This is a genomic window from Bacillus pinisoli, from assembly GCF_023036475.1.
In the GTDB taxonomy this organism is placed as follows: domain Bacteria; phylum Bacillota; class Bacilli; order Bacillales; family SA4; genus Bacillus_BS; species Bacillus_BS pinisoli.
Window position 1 is genome coordinate 283,202 of sequence record NZ_JAJQKI010000003.1, and the last position, 26,257, is coordinate 309,458.

At 37.3% G+C, this 26,257-nt stretch carries 34 protein-coding genes; 11 read left to right on the forward strand and 23 right to left on the reverse strand.

The window, feature by feature from the left end; all coding sequences use genetic code 11:
• Nucleotides 1-187 precede the first annotated feature (187 nt).
• From LT143_RS06000 to LT143_RS06010, 3 genes are all read left to right on the forward strand, one after another.
• Nucleotides 188-529 (forward strand): YtrH family sporulation protein, encoded by a 342-nt coding sequence (locus LT143_RS06000; RefSeq protein ID WP_246941167.1) that lies wholly within the window; start codon nucleotides 188-190, stop codon nucleotides 527-529.
• Nucleotides 526-1,038 carry a sporulation membrane protein YtrI gene (gene ytrI / locus LT143_RS06005; protein ID WP_246941171.1) on the forward strand — a complete coding sequence of 171 codons (513 nt, stop codon included), beginning with the start codon at nucleotides 526-528 and terminating at the stop codon, nucleotides 1,036-1,038. The genes LT143_RS06000 and ytrI overlap by 4 nt, the downstream gene beginning before the upstream one ends.
• 108 nt (nucleotides 1,039-1,146) lie before the next feature.
• Nucleotides 1,147-1,341 (forward strand): YtzJ family protein, encoded by a 195-nt coding sequence (locus LT143_RS06010; RefSeq protein WP_246941173.1) that lies wholly within the window; start codon nucleotides 1,147-1,149, stop codon nucleotides 1,339-1,341.
• Between the two features lie 65 nt (nucleotides 1,342-1,406).
• On the opposite strand, the gene LT143_RS06015 is transcribed toward LT143_RS06010, so the two are convergent.
• Complete coding sequence (locus LT143_RS06015; protein WP_246941176.1) at nucleotides 1,407-2,345, reverse strand: DHH family phosphoesterase; 939 nt, start codon at nucleotides 2,343-2,345, stop codon at nucleotides 1,407-1,409.
• 265 nt (nucleotides 2,346-2,610) lie between these two features.
• Here LT143_RS06015 and LT143_RS06020 point away from each other — a divergent pair, with 265 nt between their 5' ends.
• A complete protein-coding gene (locus LT143_RS06020; protein ID WP_246941179.1) occupies nucleotides 2,611-2,910 on the forward strand; it encodes a YtpI family protein in 300 nt (99 codons plus the stop codon).
• Between the two features lie 68 nt (nucleotides 2,911-2,978).
• On the opposite strand, the gene LT143_RS06025 is transcribed toward LT143_RS06020, so the two are convergent.
• From LT143_RS06025 to LT143_RS06060, 8 genes are all read right to left on the reverse strand, one after another.
• Nucleotides 2,979-4,292, reverse strand: coding sequence for a DRTGG domain-containing protein (locus LT143_RS06025; protein WP_246941182.1), 1,314 nt, complete (start codon nucleotides 4,290-4,292; stop codon nucleotides 2,979-2,981).
• Nucleotides 4,293-4,362: 70 nt separating this feature from the next.
• The gene (locus LT143_RS06030; protein ID WP_246941185.1) at nucleotides 4,363-4,617 is read right to left on the reverse strand and encodes a hypothetical protein; all 255 of its coding nucleotides are present in this window, start codon (nucleotides 4,615-4,617) and stop codon (nucleotides 4,363-4,365) included.
• A 91-nt stretch (nucleotides 4,618-4,708) separates the two neighbouring features.
• Entirely contained in the window at nucleotides 4,709-5,386 is a 678-nt protein-coding gene (locus LT143_RS06035; RefSeq protein ID WP_246941189.1) for a metal-dependent hydrolase, read from the reverse strand.
• A gap of 87 nt (nucleotides 5,387-5,473) precedes the next feature.
• Nucleotides 5,474-7,024: a polyamine aminopropyltransferase gene (locus tag LT143_RS06040; protein WP_246941192.1), complete on the reverse strand. Its 1,551-nt coding sequence runs from the start codon at nucleotides 7,022-7,024 to the stop codon at nucleotides 5,474-5,476.
• 190 nt (nucleotides 7,025-7,214) lie between these two features.
• The gene (locus tag LT143_RS06045) at nucleotides 7,215-7,610 is read right to left on the reverse strand and encodes a DUF350 domain-containing protein (RefSeq protein WP_246941195.1); all 396 of its coding nucleotides are present in this window, start codon (nucleotides 7,608-7,610) and stop codon (nucleotides 7,215-7,217) included.
• Between the two features lie 113 nt (nucleotides 7,611-7,723).
• Complete coding sequence (locus tag LT143_RS06050; protein WP_246941197.1) at nucleotides 7,724-8,362, reverse strand: SRPBCC family protein; 639 nt, start codon at nucleotides 8,360-8,362, stop codon at nucleotides 7,724-7,726.
• Between the two features lie 140 nt (nucleotides 8,363-8,502).
• Nucleotides 8,503-9,171 carry a PspA/IM30 family protein gene (locus LT143_RS06055; protein ID WP_246941199.1) on the reverse strand — a complete coding sequence of 223 codons (669 nt, stop codon included), beginning with the start codon at nucleotides 9,169-9,171 and terminating at the stop codon, nucleotides 8,503-8,505.
• Between the two features lie 14 nt (nucleotides 9,172-9,185).
• A complete protein-coding gene (locus LT143_RS06060) occupies nucleotides 9,186-9,692 on the reverse strand; it encodes a DUF4178 domain-containing protein (protein ID WP_246941201.1) in 507 nt (168 codons plus the stop codon).
• Between the two features lie 255 nt (nucleotides 9,693-9,947).
• Here LT143_RS06060 and LT143_RS06065 point away from each other — a divergent pair, with 255 nt between their 5' ends.
• Nucleotides 9,948-11,045: a M24 family metallopeptidase gene (locus LT143_RS06065; RefSeq protein ID WP_246941203.1), complete on the forward strand. Its 1,098-nt coding sequence runs from the start codon at nucleotides 9,948-9,950 to the stop codon at nucleotides 11,043-11,045.
• 271 nt (nucleotides 11,046-11,316) lie between these two features.
• Here LT143_RS06065 and ald read toward each other — a convergent pair whose 3' ends face one another.
• The 3 genes from ald to LT143_RS06080 all read right to left on the reverse strand — a co-directional run bounded on the left by ald (nucleotide 11,317) and on the right by LT143_RS06080 (nucleotide 13,732).
• Nucleotides 11,317-12,438, reverse strand: coding sequence for an alanine dehydrogenase (gene ald / locus LT143_RS06070; RefSeq protein WP_246941205.1), 1,122 nt, complete (start codon nucleotides 12,436-12,438; stop codon nucleotides 11,317-11,319).
• Nucleotides 12,439-12,525: 87 nt separating this feature from the next.
• A complete protein-coding gene (locus LT143_RS06075; protein ID WP_246941207.1) occupies nucleotides 12,526-12,894 on the reverse strand; it encodes a hypothetical protein in 369 nt (122 codons plus the stop codon).
• Between the two features lie 76 nt (nucleotides 12,895-12,970).
• Complete coding sequence (locus LT143_RS06080) at nucleotides 12,971-13,732, reverse strand: SDR family oxidoreductase (protein WP_246941209.1); 762 nt, start codon at nucleotides 13,730-13,732, stop codon at nucleotides 12,971-12,973.
• A gap of 86 nt (nucleotides 13,733-13,818) precedes the next feature.
• On the opposite strand from LT143_RS06080, the gene LT143_RS06085 reads away from it, so the two are divergent.
• Nucleotides 13,819-15,195, forward strand: coding sequence for a purine-cytosine permease family protein (locus tag LT143_RS06085; RefSeq protein WP_246941211.1), 1,377 nt, complete (start codon nucleotides 13,819-13,821; stop codon nucleotides 15,193-15,195).
• A gap of 61 nt (nucleotides 15,196-15,256) precedes the next feature.
• Here the strand turns inward: LT143_RS06085 and LT143_RS06090 are convergent, their stop codons facing one another.
• Complete coding sequence (locus tag LT143_RS06090; protein WP_246941213.1) at nucleotides 15,257-15,418, reverse strand: hypothetical protein; 162 nt, start codon at nucleotides 15,416-15,418, stop codon at nucleotides 15,257-15,259.
• 180 nt (nucleotides 15,419-15,598) lie between these two features.
• Here LT143_RS06090 and LT143_RS06095 point away from each other — a divergent pair, with 180 nt between their 5' ends.
• From LT143_RS06095 to LT143_RS06110, 4 genes are all read left to right on the forward strand, one after another.
• The gene (locus LT143_RS06095; protein WP_246941215.1) at nucleotides 15,599-15,913 is read left to right on the forward strand and encodes a hypothetical protein; all 315 of its coding nucleotides are present in this window, start codon (nucleotides 15,599-15,601) and stop codon (nucleotides 15,911-15,913) included.
• A 444-nt stretch (nucleotides 15,914-16,357) separates the two neighbouring features.
• Complete coding sequence (locus LT143_RS06100) at nucleotides 16,358-16,636, forward strand: hypothetical protein (protein ID WP_246941217.1); 279 nt, start codon at nucleotides 16,358-16,360, stop codon at nucleotides 16,634-16,636.
• Nucleotides 16,637-16,736: 100 nt separating this feature from the next.
• The gene (locus LT143_RS06105; RefSeq protein ID WP_246941219.1) at nucleotides 16,737-17,102 is read left to right on the forward strand and encodes a hypothetical protein; all 366 of its coding nucleotides are present in this window, start codon (nucleotides 16,737-16,739) and stop codon (nucleotides 17,100-17,102) included.
• Between the two features lie 46 nt (nucleotides 17,103-17,148).
• Nucleotides 17,149-17,439 (forward strand): hypothetical protein, encoded by a 291-nt coding sequence (locus LT143_RS06110; RefSeq protein ID WP_246941221.1) that lies wholly within the window; start codon nucleotides 17,149-17,151, stop codon nucleotides 17,437-17,439.
• 334 nt (nucleotides 17,440-17,773) lie between these two features.
• On the opposite strand, the gene LT143_RS06115 is transcribed toward LT143_RS06110, so the two are convergent.
• The 8 genes from LT143_RS06115 to sppA form a co-directional block, all read right to left on the reverse strand.
• Complete coding sequence (locus LT143_RS06115; RefSeq protein ID WP_246941223.1) at nucleotides 17,774-18,280, reverse strand: MogA/MoaB family molybdenum cofactor biosynthesis protein; 507 nt, start codon at nucleotides 18,278-18,280, stop codon at nucleotides 17,774-17,776.
• 23 nt (nucleotides 18,281-18,303) lie between these two features.
• On the reverse strand, nucleotides 18,304-19,494 hold the full coding sequence (locus LT143_RS06120) for an acetate kinase (protein ID WP_246941226.1): 1,191 nt from the start codon (nucleotides 19,492-19,494) through the stop codon (nucleotides 18,304-18,306).
• Between the two features lie 314 nt (nucleotides 19,495-19,808).
• Nucleotides 19,809-20,798: a class I SAM-dependent methyltransferase gene (locus tag LT143_RS06125; protein ID WP_418909807.1), complete on the reverse strand. Its 990-nt coding sequence runs from the start codon at nucleotides 20,796-20,798 to the stop codon at nucleotides 19,809-19,811.
• 144 nt (nucleotides 20,799-20,942) lie between these two features.
• Nucleotides 20,943-21,443, reverse strand: coding sequence for a thiol peroxidase (gene tpx / locus LT143_RS06130; RefSeq protein WP_246941229.1), 501 nt, complete (start codon nucleotides 21,441-21,443; stop codon nucleotides 20,943-20,945).
• Nucleotides 21,444-21,572: 129 nt separating this feature from the next.
• Nucleotides 21,573-22,046, reverse strand: a complete 474-nt coding sequence (ytfJ, locus tag LT143_RS06135) for a GerW family sporulation protein (protein WP_246941232.1) — start codon at nucleotides 22,044-22,046, stop codon at nucleotides 21,573-21,575.
• A 15-nt stretch (nucleotides 22,047-22,061) separates the two neighbouring features.
• A complete protein-coding gene (locus LT143_RS06140; protein ID WP_246941233.1) occupies nucleotides 22,062-22,748 on the reverse strand; it encodes a DUF2953 domain-containing protein in 687 nt (228 codons plus the stop codon).
• A 362-nt stretch (nucleotides 22,749-23,110) separates the two neighbouring features.
• On the reverse strand, nucleotides 23,111-23,602 hold the full coding sequence (locus LT143_RS06145) for an RDD family protein (protein WP_246941235.1): 492 nt from the start codon (nucleotides 23,600-23,602) through the stop codon (nucleotides 23,111-23,113).
• Nucleotides 23,603-23,614: 12 nt separating this feature from the next.
• Nucleotides 23,615-24,622, reverse strand: coding sequence for a signal peptide peptidase SppA (gene sppA, locus LT143_RS06150; protein ID WP_246941237.1), 1,008 nt, complete (start codon nucleotides 24,620-24,622; stop codon nucleotides 23,615-23,617).
• Between the two features lie 132 nt (nucleotides 24,623-24,754).
• On the opposite strand from sppA, the gene LT143_RS06155 reads away from it, so the two are divergent.
• A complete protein-coding gene (locus tag LT143_RS06155; RefSeq protein ID WP_246941238.1) occupies nucleotides 24,755-25,567 on the forward strand; it encodes an NAD kinase in 813 nt (270 codons plus the stop codon).
• Between the two features lie 43 nt (nucleotides 25,568-25,610).
• Here the strand turns inward: LT143_RS06155 and LT143_RS06160 are convergent, their stop codons facing one another.
• Both LT143_RS06160 and LT143_RS06165 read right to left on the reverse strand, forming a co-directional pair.
• Nucleotides 25,611-25,787, reverse strand: a complete 177-nt coding sequence (locus LT143_RS06160) for an SE1832 family protein (RefSeq protein WP_246941240.1) — start codon at nucleotides 25,785-25,787, stop codon at nucleotides 25,611-25,613.
• Between the two features lie 29 nt (nucleotides 25,788-25,816).
• Nucleotides 25,817-26,254, reverse strand: coding sequence for a hypothetical protein (locus LT143_RS06165; protein WP_246941242.1), 438 nt, complete (start codon nucleotides 26,252-26,254; stop codon nucleotides 25,817-25,819).
• Nucleotides 26,255-26,257: the final 3 nt, after the last annotated feature.

The window sequence follows — 26,257 nt, forward strand, 5'->3', positions numbered from 1 at the left end:
TTCCTCGAGTCAAATAACCCTCGGATCATTAAAAGGAAAAATCACCCTTTTTATAATCCGAGGAACATTTGCTTGTCGGAACTGATCGGGGGACATCTGCTTTTCTATTATAGTTGAATCTTAAAGTTCAAATCAAAACATACTTCCCTATGTCTGTCCATATATTGTAACAGAAAGGGGTAATCGCATGGGTGTTAGAGAGGGCTTCTATGTTTTGTTCTTTAGTAGTTATTTTATTTCTCTTGGGGTCATTCTAGGAGGCTGTATTGTCGGTGGTTTAGGCGCGTTCTTTGTTGGGAATCCACCACTTTTGACCATGGTCAGACTTGCTGGTAACTTGAAAATTTGGGCAATAGTCGCGGCAATCGGTGGTTCCTTTGAAGCATTTTATAGCTTCGAAAAAGGACTCTTCGATGCTAATACACGTGATATCGTCAAGCAACTGTTTATTATTTGTTCTGCAACCGGCGGTGCTCAGACCGGTTCCCTAATCATTCATTGGCTAGCCCAAACGGATGGTAATCTATGAGAATTCCACCCTATTACGAAAAAGGAAGTTGGCAGCGTTTCTTTGCAGGTGGTGTAATTGGGGCAATCATAAGCTGGATCATATTCGCCTATATGTATGGGACCTATCAGGATACGCAAATTCTTTGGATTTCAAAACAGGCTGAAGAAATAAAAGACTTAAAGAAAGACATTCAAATCTGGCAAGAGGATTATAAAAAGCTAAATGAAGAAAATCAAAAAGGACTTACTTTACAAGAAATTGACGTCACCCTCACCAATGGGGATAAATATAAAATGGATAAATTTCGAACTTATCAACTAGAAACACTTGTCAAACAAGAGGTCAATCACCTTATTGCCAAGGATATTACCAAGATTTATGAAAGCAGAGAACTAATTAAAAGAGCCGTTGAAAATCGAGTCTTCACCATTGATGATAAGCAATATCGACTTGAAGTACGAGGTATTTACGTGCTTTATGAAACTCTTGAGATAGATATTACAATGAAGTTCAATGATGAGAGCTAAATTTGTATATTTTATGAAATATTCAGAAAAGTATAGCAACCCCCACCCATTTTGTATAAAATAAGGGTAATGGTAAATGCTGTTAACTATTTGTGGGGGTGTAGCTATATGATTATTAACAGAAAGCAGCTTATGCGAGAAAAGCTTCAACAGATTATGGCCGGTTATTCCGCTTATGCAGAAACAAAAGAGGTAGCACTCATGTTAAAGAAAGAATTACTCATTCGTAACATTGAAGTGTATGTGGATGAAACTGACAAAGGCTTTTGGTTTATTCCTTCTGTAAAAAAAGCTAATGCTTAAAATTATTTCCCCGTGCTGTTAGCACCTTCCGTTTTAACAGGGGAAGGGCCACTCTTGGACCCTGTTTATTTCGGAGTACATAACTCTTCTAAATCATGTATCACTTGTTTTGCTTCCTCCCAAGAATAAATGGAAGCACCAGCTGCCAAAGGGTGACCTCCGCCTCTATACTTAGCAGCAACTATATTAATAGTTGGTCCTTTGGAGCGTAGCCTTACGCGAATTTGATCCTCTTCCTCTACAAAGAAGACCCACGTTATGATTCCTTCAATATGACCTAACGCCCCTACTAGTTGTGAGGCATCTGTTGGTGTCACATCAAACTTCTGAAGCACATCCTTTGTAAGAAAAACGGATGCCACCCCTTGGTCAGAAAGAGTGAAACTCTGTAGTATGTATCCTGAAAGATGTGCTACATTTAACTTTGTTGTATATAAACCATTATATAATGTTGGCAAATCAAAGCCAAACTCGACCAATTCACTTGCATATTTAAACGTTCTTGTATTCGTACTTGGAAATAAGAAGCGCCCAGTATCTCCTACAATACCTGCATAAATTAATCGTGCACCCTCTTGTGTTAGAACCAGTCCCTTAGTCTTTCCATAAAGATAAAATTCATAAATCATTTCACTTACAGAACTTGCCGTGGTATCAACCCATAATAGATCACCGTACGGGTCTTCATTAGGATGATGGTCAATTTTTATTAATACACTGCCTAGCTTGTAGCGCTCATCACAAATTCTTTCTTGATTCGCTGTGTCACATACAATGACGAGCGCATCTTGATACACTTCATCGGTGACTACATCCATGTTATATAAGTGAGCTAAAGATTCCTCGCCTTTCCCTACCACAAAAATTTCTTTCTTAGGGTACGATGCTTTCAATACCTCTGCCAAACCGCATTGTGAACCATATGCGTCTGGATCAGGTCGAACATGCCTATGAATGACAATTGTATCAAATCGTTCTATGGCTTCTAAAATTTGCTCCTTCATTTTTATCACCTCTTTAAAAAATGGCTCTTTTCGTAAATTCTCGCTTCGTAGATATCCCAAAGGCTTGATTTTTAGTCGCGGTTTTCTAAATGACTAATATGTCATTTTATCAATTAAAACAAGCTTAACTTTGAATTATAGATTAAAAAAGCAACAGAGTTTTAGAAAAGAGCCTTAAAAATATTTCCAATATGACTAATGGTGGAATTATGCCCACATTAGGATTAAAATAGTATAGTATAAGGAATTCAATTGGAGGAAAAATATGCCTACATTAGTTATTCTAATTATTTTATCATTATCCTTCTATGCTTATTTTAAGATTCGATTTTTTCGAGCAAAAGAAGTGATGTATAGAAATTGGGTCTCAGCAAAATCTAGCATTGCCTTAGGAGTATTTATAGTGGCTTTTGCTCTAAACCAAATGATTGTAGAGCCTTCGAAGGTTTCGATCATAGTAGGGATCGTTTTTTTAGCCGTAGGTGGCGGAAGCGTCTGGGCTGGAATAAAATCCTACCGCTTTTACCTACCTCGTGTAGCAGAAGAAGCTCAAAACAAAAACTAGAAGCTGGTCAGTTGACCAGCTTTTTAGTTTGACTATATAGTACTCATTAAATTGAGCAGAAGCTGCTGTTATCGATCAATTAATTGTACCATCATCATAGCTTTTCCAACGATTGCACCCTGGTTGTAAACGGAAATATCCACCTTACCAAACTTTCGTCCAACCTCTAGTACATTGGGACGAATTTCTATAACACTGTCAATCTGGACTGGTTTGATGAAATAGATTGTAATATTCTCTACAACTAGTTCACCTTTTTTGTAGGAACGTAATGCTCGACTTCCCGCTTCCGTAACTAGTGTTGTAAATACTCCATAGGAAATGGTTCCGATATGATTGGTCATTTGTGGTGTGACTTCACATTGAAAGACTTCCTCACCTTTTGCATTCACTACTTCAATAAATTGATTGATTACACTATCATCAAGGGTTTGTCCCACTTGTGGCTGCCTTTGTATGACCTGAAGGGCCTTTAGTACATCCTGACGACTAATAATACCTTTAAGCTTATTATATTCATCAACAACTGGAAGCACCTCTATACCTTCCCAAATCATCATGTGGGCTGACGAAGCAACGGATGTCTTTTCATTCACGGTAATTGGATTCTTCGTCATGATTTTCTCGATAAGAGTAGCATTCTCTACACCTAGGACATCCTTACCTGTGACCATACCGTGCACTTTAAGTTGTTCATCTACAACCGGAAAACGACTATGATTTGTACTTTCATTTACCTTGTACCAATCTCCCACTGTATCATGAATAGTTAAAAAGGCCGTTTCCTCAATGGGAGTTAGGATATCTTCAACGACTACAATTTCTTTTTTTATCAACTGGTCATAGATGGCACGGTTAATCATTGTTGCGACAGTAAACGTATCATAACTCGTAGAGATAATCGGAAGTTTTAATTCATCGGCAAGTTTTTTCACTTCATCATCTGTATCAAAACCACCAGTAATCAATACTGCTGCGCCGGCCTCAATAGCTAGCTTATGCGCGTTCGTTCGATTTCCGACGATTAATAAATTTCCTGCTCCAGTATATTTCATCATTGCCTCAAGCTTCATCGCACCAATGACAAACTTGTTGAGTGTCTTAAACAGTCCCTCTCTACCACCGAGAACGGTCCCATCTACAATATTAACAACCTCGGCAAATGTAAGTTTCTCAATATTTTCTTTTTTCTTTTTTTCGATTCGAATCGTGCCTACTCGTTCAATTGAGCTAACAAATCCTTTATTCTCTGCTTCTTTGATCGCACGGTAAGCCGTACCTTCACTCACGTTTAGGTCTTTGGCAATCTGTCTAACAGAAATCTTATACCCTACCTCTAAATCATTTATGTATTGTAAAATTTGCTCGTGCTTTGTCGCCAATTTTTTCACCCTTCACCTTTCATCGGAACAACTACTGTTCCTTATATTATAAAGGTGAAAGGTGATTGGTTCAATGCTGCGTAAGATAACGACGTGCTTTTTGTGAGTTTGTAAGTCTTCTGAACCCTTGTTTACGTTTCTTCTTTTCCTTCTTGGCCGTATATAAGAACCCTGCAAGATTTCCTCCAATGACTAAGAAGGCTAGCATAAACCAAGAAAAAGCGAAGATGCCGTCTAGTCCGGAAAAGTGAATGGTCAATCTCGGAACCGCATAATACATGAGCACACCACAGATTAATAGACAAAGCATTAAACGATTTCTCATCTTCTTCCCTCCTATAGCTTGTTTCATTCATATGTATGCAAGAACACAAAAAAAGAGAAGCAAATGGCTCACATTTGCTTCTCAAAAATTATTACAGTTCAATTGATTCTCCAGGCTCTAATACTTGCCCAACACCCGCTTCTAATTGATTTATGAAGGCGACTGGGTCTTGTTTAATGACTGGGAATGTATTGTAGTGCATAGGAACGATCTTTCTTGCTTGTATCCATTTTGCTGCCAATACTGCGTCTTCTGGTCCCATCGTGAAATTATCACCAATTGGGAGGAACGCAACATCTATTTGGTTTCGTTCACCAATTAGTTTCATATCAGAAAATAAAGCAGTATCTCCAGCATGATAAACCGTTTTACCATCAATACTTAGTAAAATCCCACTTGGCATTCCCGTGTAATGCATTTGTCCATCTTCTTCATAAGCAGAACCATGAAAAGCAGGAGTTAATTTTACTTTTCCAAAATCAAACTGATAGGCCCCGCCTATATGCATAGGATGCACACGAAGCTCTCTCTTGCTTAGAAAGTCTGCCAACTCATTTGGTGCAATTACTAACGAATTGTTCCGTTTTGCGATTGAAATCGTATCACCAACATGATCATTATGTCCATGAGTTAACAGGATTACATCTGCCTTCACGTCATCTGCTTTTAAATCTGTTAAACCATTTCCCGTGATAAACGGATCGATAAGTATAGTTTTTCCATTTGCCTCAACCTTTACAACTGAATGTCCATGATATGAAACCTTCATTTCCAACACACTCCCCTGTAAATATTTAGATGAATTTTATGTAGAATTTGTTGCTGGTCTTACTTTTTTTGCAACAAGTTTACAGCTTTAATAATGCAACCAAGCTTGTTCGTACAATTCAATTAAATGAGGATTGATCAATGAATTTACCTCTAATTCTATAGACTTACCTTTTTCATTTACTAATTCCCTATCTTCATCCTTACCAAAATGAGTGGCAGCTAACATCATTTCTTCTGTAAGAAACTTTGTCTCTACGACTATTTTAGCATTTTCCATAATAATCGGCTCTCTTTTTGCTAGGATAAATCCCCAGTTACCGAAGCTAGGTATATCGAGATGAAAATTCTCTGTATGTAACCCTGTAGCTTTCACTGTGTGATCCACTGTCCAATACACTTCTGTAGCAAAAACTGGGCTTGTCGCTTGAATCATCATCGCTCCACCGGGATTGAGATGATTTCTTAACAGAGAGTAAAATTCGATTGTGTATAACTTATTTAAAGACTCATTGTTTGGATCAGGCAAATCTACAATGATTACGTCGTAAAATTCGTTTGTATTCTCCATGAATTCAAACGCATCTTGATGGATTACTTTTACATTATGATGTTGAAATGCATCTCGATTTAGTGACACAATGTCAGGATGCTCTTTTGCTAATACTACAATAGCAGGATCTAGGTCGACGAGTGTGATGGACTTGGTTGAATCATACTTCTGCAATTCTCGTAAGGCCAGTCCATCTCCTCCCCCTAAGATAAGAATGTTTTGATGACTAGATGCACTAAGCATGGCAGGATGAACAAGCATTTCATGGTATCGGTACTCGTCACTAGAACTAAATTGTAGTTGACCATTTAAAAATAAGCGCAAATCTCCCTGTTCCTTTGTCAAAATTATACGCTGATAATCCGTTTCTTCTGCGTATACAATGGGATCTCGATACATTTTTTGCTCAAAGGAGAAGGCTGCTTCTTCCCCGAAGAATAATCCACCCACCAATACAAAAAGAATAGCAATGCCTACAACGGCGTGTCCTGTAAACCGTTTTATCTCTTTTCTAAAATAAACTAGAACCCACAAAGCTACTGATGCATTAATGATCGCGACAAAAAAGGCTGTTTTCACCATTCCAAGCTGAGGACGTAATAGATAGACAAATAACAATCCTCCTATTAGCCCCCCTGCATAATCTGAAAATAAAACTCTGGCTGTACTTCTGTTTAAGGAGACACCAATCTCATTTGCTTTTCTTATTAAGATTGGTAATTCTACACCTGTTAAGGCTCCAACGAGTAGTGTGATGCTGTACAAAAAGAGGGCATCTGTCCCGCTACTTAAGTAAGCATTAATTCCAAATAATAAAAAGGTGGAAAAGCCACCTATGAGTGCAATTGTATATTCTATCCATACAAAGGAAGACAATAAATTTTTCGTTATGTGTTCACTTATGGAAGCACCGATTCCCATTCCTGTCAAAAATAAAGAAATGGTTAACGTATACTGCTTAACTCCATCTCCTAAGATATAGGATCCAATCGCTCCAAATAATACTTCAAAGATAATCCCGCATATGGAGACGATTCCAGAAGCCCAATAAATTGCATTGCTTTGTCTTATAGCAGTTGAATCCATGGCAATCACCCTAACCAACTAGATAATACGTGAGGCTCTTTTCTAAAACTTAGTTGCCTTTCAAACTTATATTTCAGCAATTTTGCCAAATTTAATATGCTTAAACTGACTTTTTAAAGCATAGAAAAGAGCCATACGTAAAGACTTGCTTTACGAAAAAAAATCACATCCCAGATTTTTACCTACTAGCCTACGTAATAGAAGCACCAATAACAAAGGCTAACCCAACAGACACGCAAAAAGTTACAATTCCAACTGCAATATTCCCCTTATGCAATTGCTCTTCAACAGAAAACTTTCGCGTGAATACCTCGAATAGTAGATAAGCAATCATTTGTAAAAGAACCCCAAAAGCTCCCCAAATTAACGTATCCGATAATTTCACACTATGATAAACAGAGAAAGCTAGAATGATACAAATACCAATGATCTTTCCTCCAATGGAAAGAGCAACGGCATGATTTCCGTTTTTAATCTCATCCCAATCTTTATACTTTTTCGTTAAACTCTCAAAAACAAATAAACCTATAATGACAACGACAATCGCAATGATAAAATAAAGAAAAGTTAATAGAAATGGTCCCACTTTTTTCACCTCTTAATTTTTATAGTCTTTCTAAAAAATTGTTCGATCTGAACCTATTAATCTCGTGTTAAAACCTCTCATACTATAAACCACAATCATTAAGAGAGGCTGTTTTATTTACCAGTTCCAGGACCTCCACCTCTCACAGAAGATGAACCTCCACGTAATGAAGGCTGACCTATTGGTCCCTTATACCCACCGCCGGATCCTCCATAGCTTCCATAGCACCCACCAGTCGATGAGTCACATCTTTTTTTCTGCTTCTTATTCCAATCATCCACATCTAGTACATCATCAAGCAAGTACCATAAAAAGAAACCACTAAAAAAATTAGGTTGATAGTTATCTCTAACGAATCCATAAGTCGCAACTTCCACTAGCGTTGATGCAGGGTCTTCAGGATCTTCCGTCATCGTAACAAAATGATCCTCATAAATAATAATTTTCTTCTTATCCTTCGTTTCAGATACTTCTACAGGTTCAATCGCGACATGACCTTGGATAAACTGAGCGACAGTATCAATAGATTCACCTTCGGCCTTAAACACCATGGATGTATCATGCTGATCTGAACTGCTTTTTACCACGTCTATTAATGGATAGGTTGCATGAGCGAGATCTAGAGGTGTATGAAACAGGCCACCTTCTAGGCTCCCACTTGATAACTCGGATTCTATAGAAGACATTCCTCTGTCTACTCCACATGCTGATAAGAGTAATAAGAGCACAACCAACGAGCATATCTTTTTCAAATAAATCACCCCCTATATATGTATTACTTGTAACTCCATACATTCCTTAACGGCTATAGGGAGTAGTATGAAGCAACAAATTCACATCACGTAAAAAAAGAGTTAGCGCCCTATAATAAGAAGGCGCTATTTTAAGTCTTTTATTCTTTCCCAAGTTTTTTCTTTAGGGCAGCTAATTCGTCATCCACCCCATTGTTGTCTAATGCAGCAAACTCATCATCAAGAGTTCTGCTTTTTGAAGATAAGTCTTCACTTGTTTCGGCTTCAGCCTCAAATCTCATTACTTTTTCTTCCATTCGTTCGAAGCCTTTTCGTGATTCATCTCCACCGATTCCTGACATTACACGGTTCATCTTTGTACGAGTTTTGGCAGATTCAGCGCGAGCCTTTAAGCTGTCCTTTTTCAACTTCATTTCATGATATTCTCTCTTCATTTCATCTAACTTTTCACGGAGAACATCTGCATCCGTCTTTGCACGTGTATAAGATTCTTTTAATGTCTCTGCCTGTTTACTTTGAAGCTTTTTGTCTTCAAGTGCTCTTCTTGCTAAATCTTCATTTCCAGCCTCTAAAGCTTTAATCGCTTGTTCTTCTCTCTTGCTAACAAGCGCTGCTGCTTCATCCACTTTTTTCTTTAGCATCTTTTCATTTGCAATTTGTTTTGCAACCGCTGCTTCTGCTTCTCGAATGTCTGCTTCCATATCACGCATAAATTGGTCCAACATTTTAACTGGATCCTCTGCTTTATCAAGCATGGCATTTAGCTCAGAATTGACAACTGTACCCATTCTCTTAAAAAATTGAAACATATTTAGTTCCTCCTTTAATTAGACGCTATAATTTTTAATTCATATTCTTCAATGGCATAGCCTTTACTAACCTCAACTTCACTACCCCAGATCTCAACAGATAAAAACGCTTCCTGTTCCTCATCACAGAAATCAAAATACTTACAGGTTGCCCCGTTTACATTTTGTCCTCTTCCAATCCCTGTAACTTGTGCCACTCCATGTTCATCTAAGTAGTACGTAGTACCTTCGTCATTGATTTCTTTTGGAATTGGTTCAGATAGTTTCAGTTTAGATTTCTCATAAATCCCCAAATACAACTCATCATCCATTTCTACACTGAGCCAAATCACCCGATCTGGTGACTGAAGCTGATAAGCATGCCAAGAAAATCCATGATCGGAGTACGTAAGCTTTCCTACAACCTGGTAATCCTCCAGATCGTACGCCACTATATCATTGATCTGCAGGTTCAACACAGTTCGCTCTTCGATGTTTGGTCGTACCTCTTTCTTTCCAAATAGCTTCTGAAAAAAACTCACAACTTCACCTCAGGCTTCAATTTTTTAAAGGCTCTTTTCTAAAACTTTACGAAAATATTCGAAAAGAGCCATTTAAATGATTCTACGTTTTAATACGATTGATGTAATAAATGGTTTCAAAATTTTTGTATCTTTTGCAACGAACCCTACTATTACTTTGGTGTACACTTAACAATTGTTTTAATTAAAGTTTACACTTTTTCCAAACATTGTTAAAGTAGTGTACAAACGATCTATAAAAGGAAGTGTAACTAGATGAAAAATCAAAGACTACAACAATTAATGGATTGGATGAAAACGGAAGACATCCCTGTTAGCATGATTACTTCCAAGGCTAATGTATTCTATTTAACTAAATTCTATACAGACCCACATGAACGCTTAGTCGCTTTATTTGTGTTTGCGGATCATGCTCCTTTTCTTATTGCACCTAATATGGAAAAAGAACAAATTAAGGCAACTGGCTGGGAGCACGAGATAATCGGATACTCTGATACCGACAATCCTTGGGAGTTAGTAAAAGTCGCTGTTGAGAAAAGAGTTCCCGCTATTAATAAGTTAGCTATGGAAAAAGAACATGTTATTTATGAGAGAGCTGAAAAAATTAACGAAGCGTTCCAATCACCAACTCTTGTCTCAGTAGAAGACAAATTAAGAGAGCTTCGTCTCATCAAGGATGAGGAGGAAATCTCACTCCTTAAAGAGGCTGGAAAGCTTGCAGATTTCGGAGTGGAAGTCGGGGTTTCTGCCATAAAAGAAGGAAGAACTGAACTCGAAGTACTGGCTACCATAGAATACGAGTTAAAGAAAAAAGGAATTTTAGCAATGTCATTTTCCACAATGGTGTTAACTGGTGAAAAAACAGCAGCCCCTCATGGGAAGCCAGGGTTAACGATGATGCGGAAAGGAGATTTAATTCTTTTTGATCTCGGTGTAGTGTATCAAGGCTATTGCTCTGACATTACAAGGACCGTTGCATTAGGAGAAGTAAATGACCGTCAACGAGAAATCTATGAAACGGTCCTACAGGCAGAGCTTGCTGCTTTACATATTTGCAAGCCTGGAGAGCAAATCGGAAACATTGATCAAACTGCAAGAAGCATTATAACTGACAAAGGGTATGGTGACTATTTCACCCACCGTATTGGTCATGGTTTAGGTATTGACGTTCATGAGTTTCCGTCCATGACACATACAAACACAAGACCACTTCAAGCCGGAATGACCTTCACGATTGAACCCGGGATTTACTTACCAGGTGTAGGCGGAGTCCGTATTGAAGATGATGTATTAATTACTGAAAATGGATTTACTACATTTACTTCCTATCCTAAAGAACTACAGATTTTATAATTGGAAGTTTAAGCTGACGAATCGGATTCGTCGGCTTTTTTTGTTTGGCTTTTAGGATTTGGCATTTTGTTGATATATTCGGAAAAGTGTTCGATATAGTTTGATTTTCGTTTATAAATTTCAAAAAGTGTTCAATAAATTATTAAGTTTAATTGATAAAATCATAGTTTCGTCGATAAGCGGAATAATCAACATCGTTACCCATTCAAAAACCCCTTTAGCATCAAGTTTTATGCAAAAACTTGATGCCAAAGGGGCTATTTTCTAACAATTATAGTGAAACTAATGCCTCACGAGCATCCGCATATTGTAATTCATGTGATTCTGCTACTGCTTTGTACGTAACATATCCATTTAATGTATTGATTCCTTTTAGAAGCGCTTCGTTTTCTAAGCAAGCTTGCTTGTAGCCTTTATTAGCAATTTGCACTGCATAAGGAACAGTTACATTTGTTAAAGCAATAGTTGATGTACGTGGAACAGCACCTGGCATATTAGCCACTGCATAATGTAATACACCATGCTTTTCATAAGTTGGGGCATCATGGGTTGTGATGCGATCCGTCGTTTCAAAGATACCACCTTGGTCAATTGCAATATCAACAACAACAGAACCAGGTCTCATAGACTTAATCATTTCTTCTGAAACAAGTTTTGGAGCTTTTGCACCAGGAATTAATACTGCGCCAATTACTAAATCAGAGTCAGCAATTTCTTCCGCTAAATTCAATGGGTTAGACATAAGCGTTGTTACGTCAGTACCAAAAATATCATCAAGTTGACGAAGACGGTCTGGATTCACGTCTAAAATTGACACATGTGCGCCTAGCCCGATTGCTACTTTAGCAGCGTTTGTACCAGCTACTCCTCCACCAATGATTGTTACTTTACCACGGCGAACGCCAGGAACTCCACCTAATAGGATACCCATTCCACCTTTTGGCTTTTCTAAAAATTGTGCACCAATTTGAGATGACATTCTTCCCGCCACTTCACTCATTGGTGTAAGTAGTGGAAGTGAGCCGTTTGGCATTTGAACGGTCTCATAGGCAATTCCTACAACCTTTTTATCAATAAGAGCCTTTGTTAGTTCTGGCTCTGGTGCTAAATGTAAATATGTAAATAAAATTAAACCTTCTCTAAAATAACCGTATTCACTTGGAAGCGGTTCCTTAACTTTCATCACCATTTCCATAGACCATGCTTCTTCAGCGGACTCTACAATCTTTGCGCCAGCTTCTATGTATTGTTCGTTCGTAAACCCTGAGCCAACTCCTGCATTGTCTTCAATGAACACTTCATGTCCGAATTTTACAAGGTTTACAACGCCAGCAGGTGTCATAGCAACACGATTTTCATTGTTTTTAATTTCTTTAGGTACCCCTATACGCATCCTTTACATTCCTCCTACTATAAATAACGCTTGAACAAGACCGTATTAACTATAACATCAAACGACAAATTGTGGAATAAATTTCTTCTATTCCCTTTCCCAATGCCAAGTATAGAGCTTGCCCTCATTATTCATCCATCTTACAACAAATCGATCAATTTCTGTATATCCGAAATTTGCTAAACGTTGTTTTACTTCATCGACCTTTACATCTTTTGAAAGGGAAAGGGTACGAAACACCTTCTTCACTTGCTCTTGTGCTGCTTCTCCTTTAACAACCTTTTCCCCTTTTTCCCACTCATAATGAGATGGATTTTCAAATTCAAATTCAGTTTCTTCGTTATTCTGCCAAATTGTTACTTTGAATAATTGACTATTTGTATAATCAGCCGCGTAAGCATGCAATCCAGTTGAACTTAATAATAAAAGACAAAGTAAACTTACCACTATTCTCATTTAATCACCTCATATTTAGGATGATGAAAAAATAAGGAATATATTCAGTAAATATAGAAAAATATGGATGCTTTTTTCATCGGTACCGGTTGATGACATCTAATCCGCCGGTAATTTCAATAATGGAACCAGTTATCATATCTGAGTTCTCCTCACAGAGAAATTCTATTGTCCTAGCAATATCCTCACCCGTGCCTGATCTTCCAACCGGTGCTTGGTGAACAGGATGATCCTTCGCATATTGTATAGAGGCTTCCTTCATCTCACCTAAAATGTCTCCTGGACAAACCATATTTGCTGTAATTCCATTCTCAGCTTCCTCAATGGCAATGGTTTTTGTTAAGGACACGAGCCCAACCTTCGCGGCACTGAAAGCAGATCTATAAATCCAACCTGGTGCAGATTCTGCCCCTTGAAAACCATAATTAATAATACGACCAAATTTCTTCTCTCTCATCGCTGGAACTATTTCTTTTACAAGATGAAATACAGAGCTTAAATTACCTTCTACCATTTCATCCCATTCTTCATCACTGTAATCAACTAGTTTCTTTCTCTCAAATATATATGGCCCCGCATTATTAATTAATATATCAATGCTTCCGAAAACCTGATTGGCTTCAAGCACCATTCGTTTAATATCATCTCGATTGGTAATATCACCTTTAATCAATAAAAGTTGATTGGAATATGTAGATAGAGCTTCTTTTAAAGAGTCAACGGCTGTTGTATCTTGACGATAATTAACGGTAACGTAATACCCTTTCTTAATAAAAGTTTCTGTTACTTTACGCCCAATCCCTTTAGAGCCAGCAGTAATAAATACATGCCTTGTCATTCTTACCCTCCTAAAATATTTTTATCCTAACCTTTGAATATATTGTAGAATAACATGTAGGTCCTAAATGTAAAGGAGTATGATGTATGAGTGTTGCAGCTACGAAAAAGAAACAGGAATTAATTGAACGCTTCGGACTTGATCCCGTTCCTAAAGAGCTAAGAACTAGTAAATGGTTAGACTATACATTCATTCAGATTGCCTTTTCTGTAAATGCCGGAAACTTTCTTGTACCGGCCATGGCGGTTTTAGAAGGTGGCCTCTCTTTTAAATATGCTGTACTAAGTACAGTTTTAGGCGCATCACTTGCCTTTTTCTTTGTCGCATGGTTAAGCCTGCCTGGAGCCACACACGGAATACCTTCTCAGTATGCGATTAGATCCATTATAGGCGTGAAGGGCGCAAGATTTGTTGCTTCGCCCATACGAACGATTACGTCCATGTATTGGTTCGCTGTTCAGACGATTGGCGGTACCTATGTCATAAGTGAACTTTCCAATCGATTATTTAATGTAAAGATACCATTTCTACTTATTTCACTTACACTAGCAGCAATTATGACTTTGTTAGCACTCATCGGCTTTGATGCCATTAAAAAAGCAACAAAGTTCTTCATACCTGTCCTATTCCTTGGTCAGGGAAGTATTATATACTTATACATTACTACAGATCAGCTAGAAAAAACATTTTTAAGCGTTGTTACAGATACAGGCAGCTTTTCACTACTAAACTTTTTATTTTTTGCTAGCCTTGCCTTTATACAGTATGTATCAGGTGTAAGCTCTTCAGCTGACATTGCAAGATATGCACAGTCGAAAAGGCATTCTTTTTACGGACTGCTTTGTGGCAATATTATTGGATTTACAATGGCAGCTCTACTTGCTGCCTACTCAGCTAGTGCGATGAATCATATCAATCCATTCGTGTCAGCTACTACGTTAAGTAATTCCTATGTACTAATTGCAATTATTACCATATCTGCTTTGTTCTCAATGGTCTCTATTAATATGAGTAATGCCTACACTGGCTCTTTTAGCCTTTTAAATAGTATTCCAAGTCTAGGACGAATTAGAAGTGCTTTAATTTTTGGTGGAATAGCCATTATCATTAGCAGCTTTCCTACCATCGTAACAGAAGCGAAGCAGTATATTTCACTTCTAGGTGCCTTTGTCATCCCTCTATCTGCAGTCATTATTACAGATTTTATGATTGTTAAACGGAGTGAGATTAGTATGAAAGATCTTGAAAAAATTATGACTCCACCTATCTTTCAATTCAACAAATCTGCTTTTCTCGCGATTATAGTTGGGATCATCAGTTATGTAGCGATTGATGAACATTATTCGCCCGGATTCAGTTCATTTTTGATTAGCACCATTCTTTACATGGGTATGATAAAGGTCGACTATTGGTTAAGAATTCGGAAAAACAAGAACGTAGCAAAACAAGGGCTTTCACTCTGATAAGAAGAGTTACGACACAAGCACTCCTTGCTAGTAAAAAAAGGCATCTTTCAGGATGCCTTTACTGCCCTTCTTTTTTAGATTGATATTGAGGATCTTCCTGCTGAGTAACGGTGTAATCATATCCACTTTGGTACGAATCCGTTAATTGTTCTAGGAGTTCTTTTTCCCCCACTTCATCATAGTAGAACTGAAATGAGCTATCTTGCTTATCTTTAGTCATCTTGCCCTCACCTCACTTTACTACAGGATGTTAGTTGAGTATTGAAAAGCGTCTTATTAAGTAGTGTTTACGGTGAGAGCATAACTATGCTTGGATCAAAAGAAATACACGGGATTAGAACATATTCAAAAAATTGTGTACAATGAATCTATCATGTACAGCTTGCTGGGGGAATGTATGATGAATAATAATTTTACATTTAATGAACGGCTAGGAATATCGACACCTGACCTTAAAAAGTTATGGGATGACTATTCAGCTGATGAGCAACAAGAAATATTAGTAACATGGGAAAAAATACGAGGACGAATTCCTGACAGAATTAGTGAGATCGAAACGATTATTAATAAAAAACAAGCTGAACTTAATGATGAAAACGACTTTCCACGTTCTTGCTTACTGAACTCTGAAATCTCAGAACTAGCCTCTGTTATCAATGATTTATGGCTATGGTATAGAACGAATCAGGATGTATCGACAAAAGTTCATATGTAATGGTAAACGCATGAATTCTCACGATTGAGTTTTCATGCTTTTTTGTTTTTATGAAAGGCTCTTTTCTAAAACTTTGTTGCTTTTCAAACTTATGAAATAACGATAATTGAGTGTGGAATAATGAGAAAAAACGTGGAATGATTAATATTTTCGTGGAATTATCAAGACAAAAGCTCGAATAATCATTATTTTCGTGGAATATCTAGGTAGAGGGAGAACGTAACCACTTAGAGGTAAGATCCGAACGTCTAAACATAATCATATTTAGTAAAAACTACCTCCATCTAAACAATTTTTGGCAAAATTCACTTAGTTGGTAGATGCAAATTACTTGTAGCTATCAGAAATAATGCGATCCTCAAAGGTTAACTTTTCTTGAAATGTAATTAATACCAAAATAAAGATTATATGTTAATATTTAGTAAAAAAAGAGGTGGGGATATCGTGCTTAAACAAGTTACATTTTCAATTGCTTTCCATGCCTTCCTAGGCTTCTTATGGTTACTTTACAATAACCACATACTTGGTATAGCTAATTCGGTTAAGCATGTATTCTTTGTCGGAGGCCTTATTATTATATTGGGTAATTTCTTATTTTGGGTCTTCTTCAGAAACATATCTCCTATTAAAGAATATAAATTTACACACCCAGTTAGCCTGTCAGGAATCGTTTCTATTTTAATCGTGGTAGCCATTCATCTCTTTGTCGTTGACCTAGTATAAATAAGTTTGAGGGCATTAATCAAAGGAGGATTAATGCTTTTTTTATGGAATCTTATTATTTAATAATTTCAAATCTACTATCGTAAAGGAAGGAACCGCAATGAAGCATCTTTCAATTGGATCGGTATTTGGCTTGTTACTTCTTCTTAGTTTTATGTTACTAAGAAACTGGGCCGGCTTATGGGTAGCATTTTGTTTATCACTACTTATCTTTGCAACTGTATTTATTTTTTACATTAAGAATAAAAAATTAAAAACAAAGGACATATTGCAAATATCCATAGCTTCCGGTTTCATTTATATGATTATTGCCTCACTAGGTATTATGATGTTTCCTCCTGAACAGATAAGAGATGCTGGCGATATAGTGATGCCTTATTTACATGTTTTTATTTTTGGATTCATTACATCCGTTTCTTTCTTACTAGTTGGATTTTCCGGTAGGATTATACAAATTAAACATTAGATTTGCATAACCTTAAGTAGATTAATGCAGTATGAGGAGTGCTCTTATGATTCCTGAAAGATTTCCAAACTTTAAAATTGCACCATTAGGAAGCATATCCAAATCCTTTTTAGATTTAGGACTGACTCATTTTCAACAGGTTGCTCAATATATCGGTGGTTTGCCATATGGGAGGAATGCGGATCGTGCTGATTACACGCTTGTGTTAAACGAAAGTAAGGGAACTTGCAGTACCAAGCATGCTTTGCTTTCAGCTTTATGTTTGGAACAAAATAGAGATGAGATAACATTATTTACAGGAATCTATGAAATGAATGAGCACAATACTCTGGAGTAGGAGATGTATTAGATAAGTATGGTTTACAAAGCATTCCTGAAGCTCATTGTTATTTAAGATACAAACAGGATCGTTTTGACTTCACTAGAACGGACGTATTAGGGCAACCAATTGATGTTTTTCTAACAGAAGTCAACATTACTCCTTCTGATATTGGAGAATTTAAAACAACCTTTCACCGTTCTTATATTCCAATCTGGCTAAGAAATAATAAGTTGGAAGATAGATTTACGCTAGACCGTTTATGGAACGTGAGAGAAGAGTGCATTAAGCAGGTATCAATAAATTAAAACGATAACTACAAAAAGAGCATCGTACGAAGACGATGCTTTTTTCATTTTCTTATTTCTCTTAACACATGTGGCAATTCCGGAATAATTAATTTCTCCATCGCCAGTTTAACTGCTCCAGTTGAGCCTGGCATGGAGAAGACGGCTGTTGTTCCAGTTACGCCCGCTATAGCTCTTGACATCATAGCTGCTGAGCCAATGTCTTCTGTATAACTTAGCATGCGGAACAATTCCCCAAATCCTACAATTTCTTTCTCAATGATGGACTGGACGGTTTCAATCGTGACATCCCGCTTAGATATGCCCGTGCCACCATTTGTTAGGACTACATCAATATCGTTGCTCTCAAATCCTTTTAGAATTTCTTCTTTAATTTGAGACTGTTCGTCTTTTACGATGACATATTCAGCCACAACATGATTGGCTTTTTCCAAGAAACTTATGATAGACTGTCCACTTTTATCTGTCTCTTTCGTTCTTGTATCACTTACCGTGATGATTTTACAGCTTAGCACTTTAGGTGCTTCTGCCTTATGCTCTGAAACGCTCAATGATCAAAACTCCTTTTCACATACTATATACTCGCCAGTCTTTCTACATCTCTAGCGATCATTACTTCTTCATTTGTTGGGATGACCATTACTTTAACTGGTGAATGCGGATAGCTAATAAACGCTTCTTCCCCGCGAACCTTATTTAATGTCGGATCCCAATAGACACCCATGAATTCCAACCCTCTTAAGACTCTAGCACGAATAACATCACTATTCTCACCGATTCCCGCAGTAAAAATAATCGCATCTACACCAGACATTCTAGCCGCATAAGATCCAATATATTTATGAATTCTTCCAGCAAACACTTCTAGTGCCAGCTCTGCACGCTCACTACCTTCAGAAGCAGATTTCTCAATATCTCTTAAGTCACTTGAAAAACCAGATACTCCTAAGATTCCACTTTTATTATTTAGAATCTGTAGAACTTCATCAGCTGTCTTACCTGTTTTTTCCATAATATAAGGAATTAATGCAGGGTCTATATTACCTGAACGTGTTCCCATGGCTACTCCAGCAAGTGGGGTAAAGCCCATTGATGTATCAATTGATTTACCGCCTTCAATTGCAGCAATACTAGCACCATTCCCTAAGTGACATGAAATTAAGCGAAGTTGATCAATGGGTCTACCAAGTAGTTCTGACGCTCTCATCGATACATACTTGTGAGAAGTCCCATGAAAGCCATACTTACGAATACCGAAATTCTCATAATACTCATAAGGTAGACTATAAAGGAATGACTTCTCAGGCATTGTTTGGTGAAAAGCAGTATCAAATACCGCCACTGCTGGAACATTAGGTAAAACTTCATTAAAAGCTCTAATTCCAACTACGTTAGCAGGATTATGAAGGGGAGCAAGCTCAGATAAGCCCTCAATTTCACTAATAACTTCTTCATTTAGTAAAACACTATCAGTAAATTTTTCTCCTCCGTGAACAACCCTATGTCCAATTCCATCGATCTCATTTAAACTTTCAATGATATGTAACTCTGTTAGTTTTGTTAATAATAGCTTTACCGCAACGGAGTGATCTGGAATATCAGTTACTTCCTTCACCTTTTCACCATGTGCAACAATGGTAAAAACTCCTTCCTCTAATCCAATTCTCTCAACTAAACCTTTTGTAACGACGGTTTCACTTGGCATGTCAAACAGTTGAAACTTTAAGGATGAACTTCCTGCATTAATGGCAATAATTTTTGACATATGTAACATCTCCTTTATGTGCAATCCCATGTTGTCTATATGCTTTGATACCCATAGGTTCTTCTATGTGTGTGTCTTTTAACCCTATTTTTTATTAGGTTGCTTTCTTAATTCTTGGCTCTGTTAAACTTCTATGTTGATTTTCGTTTCGGGACACTCGCTTTCCGTTGGCGGGTTTGGGAGCCACCTCGGCGCTTCTCGCCTGTGGGGTCTCCCTTACCACGCTCTCCCGCAGGAGTCTCGTATCCCTCCACTTCAATCAATAGTGCAAAAAACAACAATATCCTTTAAACAGCCTAACTCTTTATCATGAACTATTCTTTCACGTTGAATTCATTAGCAAACCAATTGTCAATTCGCTGAATCATACCTTCCATTGCTTTCTTATTAGAAAATGAAGGTAGTTCTGCGAGCAAGGCTTGTTTAGGGATAGAAACCTCTGGACCTTTTTTCTGCAAGATAAAAATACTCTTAGCATGTTCTTTCTTTTTAAACATGGATGAAGGTAATTGAAGCAGCCCTAAGATTACACCATTGTCTTTTATAAAATCATGGAGAGCCTTCGTCTGATCGCCTTCAAACATCAGGTTAGGTACTAGAAATACAAGCTTCCCACCTGGCTTGGTATATTTAAAACTTTGTTCAATAAATAAATGGTGAGCTAATGAATGTCCTGTTTCCGCTTTTAGTTGGAATTTGTCAGCGCTCATTGCATTCGGATAATACCCAACCGGTAAGTCACACACAACTAGATCAACCGGATCAATGAATAAGTCTTGTAAAGCGTCTTGATTAAACAGCTCAATTTGATGCTCTTGTAAATTTGCATTTGCCAAACTTAACTTCACTAATAAATCGTCTACTTCAATTCCAAATCCTGTGACATTGTTTTGAGGCAGATGGTTAAGAACGGCTGTTAAAAGATTGGCCGTCCCGATGGCAGGATCTAGTATGGACATATTTTCATTACCTGCTGTCAACTTATTCACTAGATAACTGACAAACAGACTTACTGCATCAGGTGTCATTTGATGATGGGCTTGTGTAGCTTCCTTCATCCCTTTTAGAATTGCCAACTGGTAACCTTTTCGAATCTCTTCGTTTGATACTCTATCAAGTTTAAAATTTTCGTATTCTTTCCTCAATCTCTTCACTAAAAGCTCGTTATGTAAAAGTTCTTCTTGTATAATCTCACCCTCAAAAAGGTTAACACCTGTTAGGTAAACCGCTTCTAAATAGGAAACTTCTAATTTCTCTTGTATTAGCGTAGCTGTAGTATCAACTAACGTGAACCAACTTTCCATCGTAGACATTGTCATTTAACCGTTCCTCCTCTTATCATTGCTCTTTCACTTACGGAGACCTTCATTCCAATATAGTATCATAACATAATTTTTCATAGGTATGTAAAAACGCCTCGATTTTCGAGGCGTTTTAAGTATCTATCTTTATTGTGCTGCTTTTGCTGCTTCAAGTGCTGCTTCATAATCTGGGTGAGTAGTTCCCTCACTTACATACTCTACATATGTAACTGTGTCATTACTATCAACGACGAAAATGGATCTAGCTAGTAATCTTAACTCTTTCATATGTACTCCATATGCTTCTGCAAAGGAAAAATCACGATGGTCAGATAATGTTTGAACATTTTCGATTCCGTTTGCTCCACACCAGCGCTTTTGGGCAAATGGTAGGTCAGCACTAATAGTTAAGATCTTTACATTATCTAATTTCGCTGCTTCTTCGTTGAATCTACGTGTTTGGGCATCACATAAGCCCGTATCAAGTGATGGTACCACACTAATTAATCTTACTGAACCCTTTGAATCAGAAAGTGAAACTGGAGTTAAATCATTTGCTAATACTGTAAAGTCTGGAGCCTTGTCTCCAACTTTTACTTCATTTCCTAACAATGTGATTGGATTACCTTTAAACGTAATGGATGCCATCTACTCTTCCTCCTAAAAACTTCTTTAGATTCAATATTATTCTACCGACAACAGGAATTTATTGCAAATAAGTTGCTGAACAAAAAAAGAATAAAAAAGAAAAAGTTAACCATTAAGGTTAACCCTTCATTAAAAATCAATTGTCTCTTTTGGCTGGTTTTGATTCTGATTATTATTTTGATTTTGGTTGTTGTTTTGTTGGTTATTATTATTTTTGCTAAACATTTGTTGAATTTTTTCTACAGCTTGTGGAGCCGCTTCTAGAATTTTTTCATAAAGGTGAGTGCTTTCGTCAAGATGTAGCATTTTCACTCCTGAAGCATTAACGATTAAGAAGGCAATTGGTGTAATAGATACCCCTCCACCACTACCTCCGCCAAACGGTAGTTTAGGTGCTGAACTTTCGCCATCTTTCTTAGAACCACTGTCTACTTGGAATTCACTTCCACCTGCTGCAAACCCGAAACCAACCTTTGAAACTGTTAGAATAACACTACCATCTGGAGTTTCAACAGGATCTCCAATAATGGTATTTACATCAATCATTTGCTTTAAGCTTTCCATTGCAGTAGTCATTAAACCTTGAATAGGATGTTCTGCCATACTGATTCCTCCCATTTACGATATAGATTTACTGTTTTTTGATTTAAGAAATGAAGGTCCACCCGTGAAGGAGGGAAGTCCTCCCTTCCAAAATTTTACGATTCTTAATCCTGCTAAAATAGCATTCCCGATTCGAAAAGAAAGCATACATGTTAGTTTAGTATGAGAAAAGGAATGTTGAAAAAAGGGGGTTATCGTGATAGTGGGGTTTGTTTTCAATCTCATATACTGACTAACTAGCCCGATAATCCCTCCTTTTACCGCCCAACCTGCCCCGACGAGCATACCTGTTAATGCAGCATCACCTATTCCAAAGTTTGTATGCCAGTCTAGCTTAAGAATCGTTACCTTCTGTAGAAAAGCTCTTACTATACTGTGTAAATGAACGACGTGTTGAATAACTTCTCTAGCATTTTTAAAGCCATTTAGTATCTCATTTGGTGTGACCTCTGTTGGTTGCTTTTCTTTTACCTCGCTTGAATTCCCCATTTGGGATTCTTTCTTGAATACGATACTGTTTGTGTCTTTATCTATTTTGACTAAAGGGATCTTAAACGTATATCGAAAGAACCATAATTTGACCATTATTGAAAGCTGATCATCGTCTTGGGTATGTGAATAATCTATTTTAATATAGAGATTTGAAAGTAGTAGTAACGAAAAAAATAATATAATGGCTAGGATCACATAGAGCCAAATCATTCCAATCACCTCATTCGCTTAACAGTATCACCTTCGCACAAGCAAATTAAACCTAATCAATCAAAAGGGAGGTGTTAATCCACAAAAAAACCTATCTTAACAGATAGGTTGAGTCTTAAATTGGGCTCTGTTAAACTTTGTTGTTGATTTTCGTTCCAGAACACTCGCTTTCCGTGGGCGAATCCGGGAGCCTCCTCGGCAAAAACCGTGCCTGCGGGGTCTCCCGCGACCCGCTCTCCCACAGGAGTCTCGCGTCCTTCCACTTCAATCAACTCTGCTAAAAATCAACGCTGTACTTTAACATAGCCTTAAATTTAAATAGGCTCTTTTCTAATACTTAGCTGCTTTTCAATCTTATATTTTTAAATATTATCACTAAAACGTTCGAGTATGACACTAGTGTCTGAGAATAAATCATGTACCCCTTGTTTCTTTCTAGTGAAGGCAACCACTATAAATCCTACAAAGAAAATGGTCTTAGCAATGAATTTCCCAATCACTTCACGAAATAGGACAGTCGTCCAAGTTAATGGCCTTTCATGAAGATCTACCACTTTTAATCCAAACACCATTTTTCCAATAGTCTGCTTAAAAACCTTTGTCATAACAACAAAATAGAGGTACATGGTTAAAGCAGTTAGGATGGCAATTGGTGTAAACATATTTTCTTTTACTATGGAGAAATCAAAATAACGAAAGATGGGATAGTTAACAAGTTGATTAAGACTAGAAATGACGATTACATCTAGCAAATAAGCCCAAAATCTAATCCAAAAACCTGCATAATAAATACGTTTTGTTACAGTTTGCGCAGTATGATCTACATTCTCTTCTGTATGAATAGATGTGTCCATATGATTTCCCTCCTACTCCTGATATAAATACATAGGTCTTGGAGCATTCGGTTGACTCAATAATTTCATAAGACTATTCATCTCAATATCATTAGAGAACCATTTTTGTGCGCCCATTGAAAAGATAGATGAGAAACCGTAAGCAGCTTCGTATTGAATGACTGTTACATCACCCAAATCAAAATCTGCTTTTAACCCTTCAATTGCATCTTCCCAATAACCAAATTCATCAATCAGTTGTAAGTCTTTCGCTTGTCTTCCATCATAAATTCGTCCATCTGCAATCTTACGAACTTGTTCCTCTGAGAGATTTCGTCCTTCTGAAATGACCTTTACGAATCCGCTATACGAATTATTAATCATAGACTGTAGAATTTGTCTTTCGTCCTCTGTCATTTCTCTAGTTGGACTCATAATGTCCTTATATGGCCCACTTTTTACTGTCTCCATCATTACACCATATTTTTCAGCAAGCCCACTGTAATTCAAACTCTGAAAAATAACTCCTAGAGATCCTGTTAACGTTTCAGGACTTGCATAAATTTTATCAGCTGGAGCTGCTATATAGTAACCTCCTGAAGCAGCAATACTCCCCATAGATATGTATACAGGCTTTTCCGTTTCAGCCTGGATATCTTTAATACGGTCGTGTATTTCTGCACTTTCTACTACGCCACCTCCAGGTGAATTCACTCTAATTAAGATTCCTCTTACTGAGTCATCCTCTGCCGCCTTATCAAGCATTCTTAAGAAAGCACGATGATCATAACCCGCTGATTGAAAGAAAGAAGAGACATCACCAGTATCCATAATAGCGCCATTTACGTCTAAGACCGCTATCTTATAAATCAGATCCCCTTCTTCTAACACGGTCTCCATAAATTCTTCGTCAGTCGGGAATAAATCCTCTGAGAAGGTAGAAAAATTTCCGAAGGCTAAAGATGTAGCCACATTGACAATAGCAGAAAATATAAATAACCCTACTGCAATACCAAGGGCTATCCAACGTTTACTATTCATTAAAGCTCCCTCCTTACGACAAACTATACCTAGTTTTCATATGATTGTTGATTTTGATACACTATAACTATAATATGAGCTTCCATTCTTGGCTACCCATAACATTTTTTACATAATTTAGGAGGTAATTTTATGTCATCACGCAAAAATATATACTTTTTTTACAAAAAAGATCCTGAAATCATGAACCACGTGAAAGAGCTTGAGGAATTAGCAACCACTCATGGGTTCTCTGTTGTGACAAACAGCAAGGAGGCCAATATTATCGTTAGTATTGGAGGAGGTGACGGCAACTTCTTACAAGCAGTTAGAAAAACTGGGTTTCGTGAAGACTGCTTATATACAGGAGTTACAACACATTCGTCCTTAAGTTTATACTGTGATTTCCACATTGAAGATAAACAGAAGATGGTTGAAGCTATGACAAACGAGCAAATTGAAGTAAGGCGTTATCCTGTACTAACTGCATCTATTGACGATACAACCTCGTTTTACTGTTTAAATGAATTGTCCATTCGTTCTGGAATTATTAAAACTTTTGTAATGGATGTTTATATTGATGATTTACATTTTGAGAGGTTCCGCGGAGACGGAATGATTGTAGCCACTCCTACGGGTAGTACAGGCTATAATAAATCAGTTGGTGGTGCTGTGGTCGATCCAATGCTTCCATGCTTACAAGTCAGTGAATTAGCGTCACTTAACAACAACCGATACAGAACTCTAGGTTCCTCCTTCATTTTAAGTGGGAACAGAACCCTTACACTAGAAATTATTCAAGACGGTAATGATTATCCTATCATTGGGGCCGACAATGAAGCACTTGGAATCAGTCATGTAAAAAAAGTGGTCATTAACTTAACTGATAAGAGAATTAAAACTGTTAAATTAAAAGATAATTCCTATTGGGAAAAAGTAAGACGAACTTTCTTAATAGAGGAATAGTTCGTAAAATGAGAGGCATTGCGGTTTCGCAATGCCTCTCGTATTAACTTCTACGTAATTGTTGATTAAGCGAACTTAGTTCCTCTTCTACTTGTATCAAACGTTTTTCCAAAGGAGCCACGTTTCCGTTTACAAACTCTAGCTTTTCTAAATTATGTTGAAGTTGAATATATTCATCCTTTAATTCTGCAATCTTCGTTTCAATCTCTGTTTTCTCCATGGTGATGCCTCTCTTTCTATACTTCTGGATTATGCTTGTCTGGATCTCAGAACAACTATACCAAGCACTATAATAACGCAACCTACCACGATCCAAGTATAAGTACTGAACAGAAAGTTCTTAAAATGGGGTGGTGCATCGTGAACAAACACCGCTTTTACAAATTCGTTTGGTTGAATTTCTACAGCAATTGCTTCCTTTGTGGCGATTCCCTTTATTTCGTAGTAGTTTGTTCCAATGTCATAATAATTCGATGCATTCCCATAATAATCTCCACCATATTCATCAGCTTGTGTTTCTACTTGCCCAACGACTTTTCCTACTTCATCTTTCGGAAGAATAAGGCCTTCTTTGACCTCATAGACTTTCCCGTCATTCACCACAAATCCATACGCCCATGTTAAGGAAAATGCTGACACTTCAAAAGCAAAGAAGGAGAATATTAGAAGGACTATTATTTTTTTCATCAG

Coding starts and splice junctions, on each gene's coding strand:
- LT143_RS06065 (WP_246941203.1), top strand. CDS start 9,948: ATGAAAAATCAAAGACTACAACAATTAATGGATTGGATGAAAACGGAA.
- LT143_RS06165 (WP_246941242.1), bottom strand. CDS start 26,254: ATGAAAAAAATAATAGTCCTTCTAATATTCTCCTTCTTTGCTTTTGAA.
- LT143_RS06030 (WP_246941185.1), bottom strand. CDS start 4,617: ATGAGAAATCGTTTAATGCTTTGTCTATTAATCTGTGGTGTGCTCATG.
- LT143_RS06125 (WP_418909807.1), bottom strand. CDS start 20,798: ATGGAAAGTTGGTTCACGTTAGTTGATACTACAGCTACGCTAATACAA.
- LT143_RS06145 (WP_246941235.1), bottom strand. CDS start 23,602: ATGGACACATCTATTCATACAGAAGAGAATGTAGATCATACTGCGCAA.
- LT143_RS06095 (WP_246941215.1), top strand. CDS start 15,599: ATGAATAATAATTTTACATTTAATGAACGGCTAGGAATATCGACACCT.
- LT143_RS06040 (WP_246941192.1), bottom strand. CDS start 7,024: ATGGATTCAACTGCTATAAGACAAAGCAATGCAATTTATTGGGCTTCT.
- ald (WP_246941205.1), bottom strand. CDS start 12,438: ATGCGTATAGGGGTACCTAAAGAAATTAAAAACAATGAAAATCGTGTT.
- LT143_RS06055 (WP_246941199.1), bottom strand. CDS start 9,171: ATGTTTCAATTTTTTAAGAGAATGGGTACAGTTGTCAATTCTGAGCTA.
- LT143_RS06035 (WP_246941189.1), bottom strand. CDS start 5,386: ATGAAGGTTTCATATCATGGACATTCAGTTGTAAAGGTTGAGGCAAAT.
- sppA (WP_246941237.1), bottom strand. CDS start 24,622: ATGAATAGTAAACGTTGGATAGCCCTTGGTATTGCAGTAGGGTTATTT.
- LT143_RS06000 (WP_246941167.1), top strand. CDS start 188: ATGGGTGTTAGAGAGGGCTTCTATGTTTTGTTCTTTAGTAGTTATTTT.
- LT143_RS06075 (WP_246941207.1), bottom strand. CDS start 12,894: ATGAGAATAGTGGTAAGTTTACTTTGTCTTTTATTATTAAGTTCAACT.
- LT143_RS06110 (WP_246941221.1), top strand. CDS start 17,149: ATGATTCCTGAAAGATTTCCAAACTTTAAAATTGCACCATTAGGAAGC.
- LT143_RS06015 (WP_246941176.1), bottom strand. CDS start 2,345: ATGAAGGAGCAAATTTTAGAAGCCATAGAACGATTTGATACAATTGTC.
- LT143_RS06085 (WP_246941211.1), top strand. CDS start 13,819: ATGAGTGTTGCAGCTACGAAAAAGAAACAGGAATTAATTGAACGCTTC.
- LT143_RS06120 (WP_246941226.1), bottom strand. CDS start 19,494: ATGTCAAAAATTATTGCCATTAATGCAGGAAGTTCATCCTTAAAGTTT.
- LT143_RS06160 (WP_246941240.1), bottom strand. CDS start 25,787: ATGGAGAAAACAGAGATTGAAACGAAGATTGCAGAATTAAAGGATGAA.
- LT143_RS06010 (WP_246941173.1), top strand. CDS start 1,147: ATGATTATTAACAGAAAGCAGCTTATGCGAGAAAAGCTTCAACAGATT.
- ytrI (WP_246941171.1), top strand. CDS start 526: ATGAGAATTCCACCCTATTACGAAAAAGGAAGTTGGCAGCGTTTCTTT.
- LT143_RS06020 (WP_246941179.1), top strand. CDS start 2,611: ATGCCTACATTAGTTATTCTAATTATTTTATCATTATCCTTCTATGCT.
- LT143_RS06140 (WP_246941233.1), bottom strand. CDS start 22,748: ATGATTTGGCTCTATGTGATCCTAGCCATTATATTATTTTTTTCGTTA.
- ytfJ (WP_246941232.1), bottom strand. CDS start 22,046: ATGGCAGAACATCCTATTCAAGGTTTAATGACTACTGCAATGGAAAGC.
- LT143_RS06155 (WP_246941238.1), top strand. CDS start 24,755: ATGTCATCACGCAAAAATATATACTTTTTTTACAAAAAAGATCCTGAA.
- LT143_RS06105 (WP_246941219.1), top strand. CDS start 16,737: ATGAAGCATCTTTCAATTGGATCGGTATTTGGCTTGTTACTTCTTCTT.
- tpx (WP_246941229.1), bottom strand. CDS start 21,443: ATGGCATCCATTACGTTTAAAGGTAATCCAATCACATTGTTAGGAAAT.
- LT143_RS06090 (WP_246941213.1), bottom strand. CDS start 15,418: ATGACTAAAGATAAGCAAGATAGCTCATTTCAGTTCTACTATGATGAA.
- LT143_RS06080 (WP_246941209.1), bottom strand. CDS start 13,732: ATGACAAGGCATGTATTTATTACTGCTGGCTCTAAAGGGATTGGGCGT.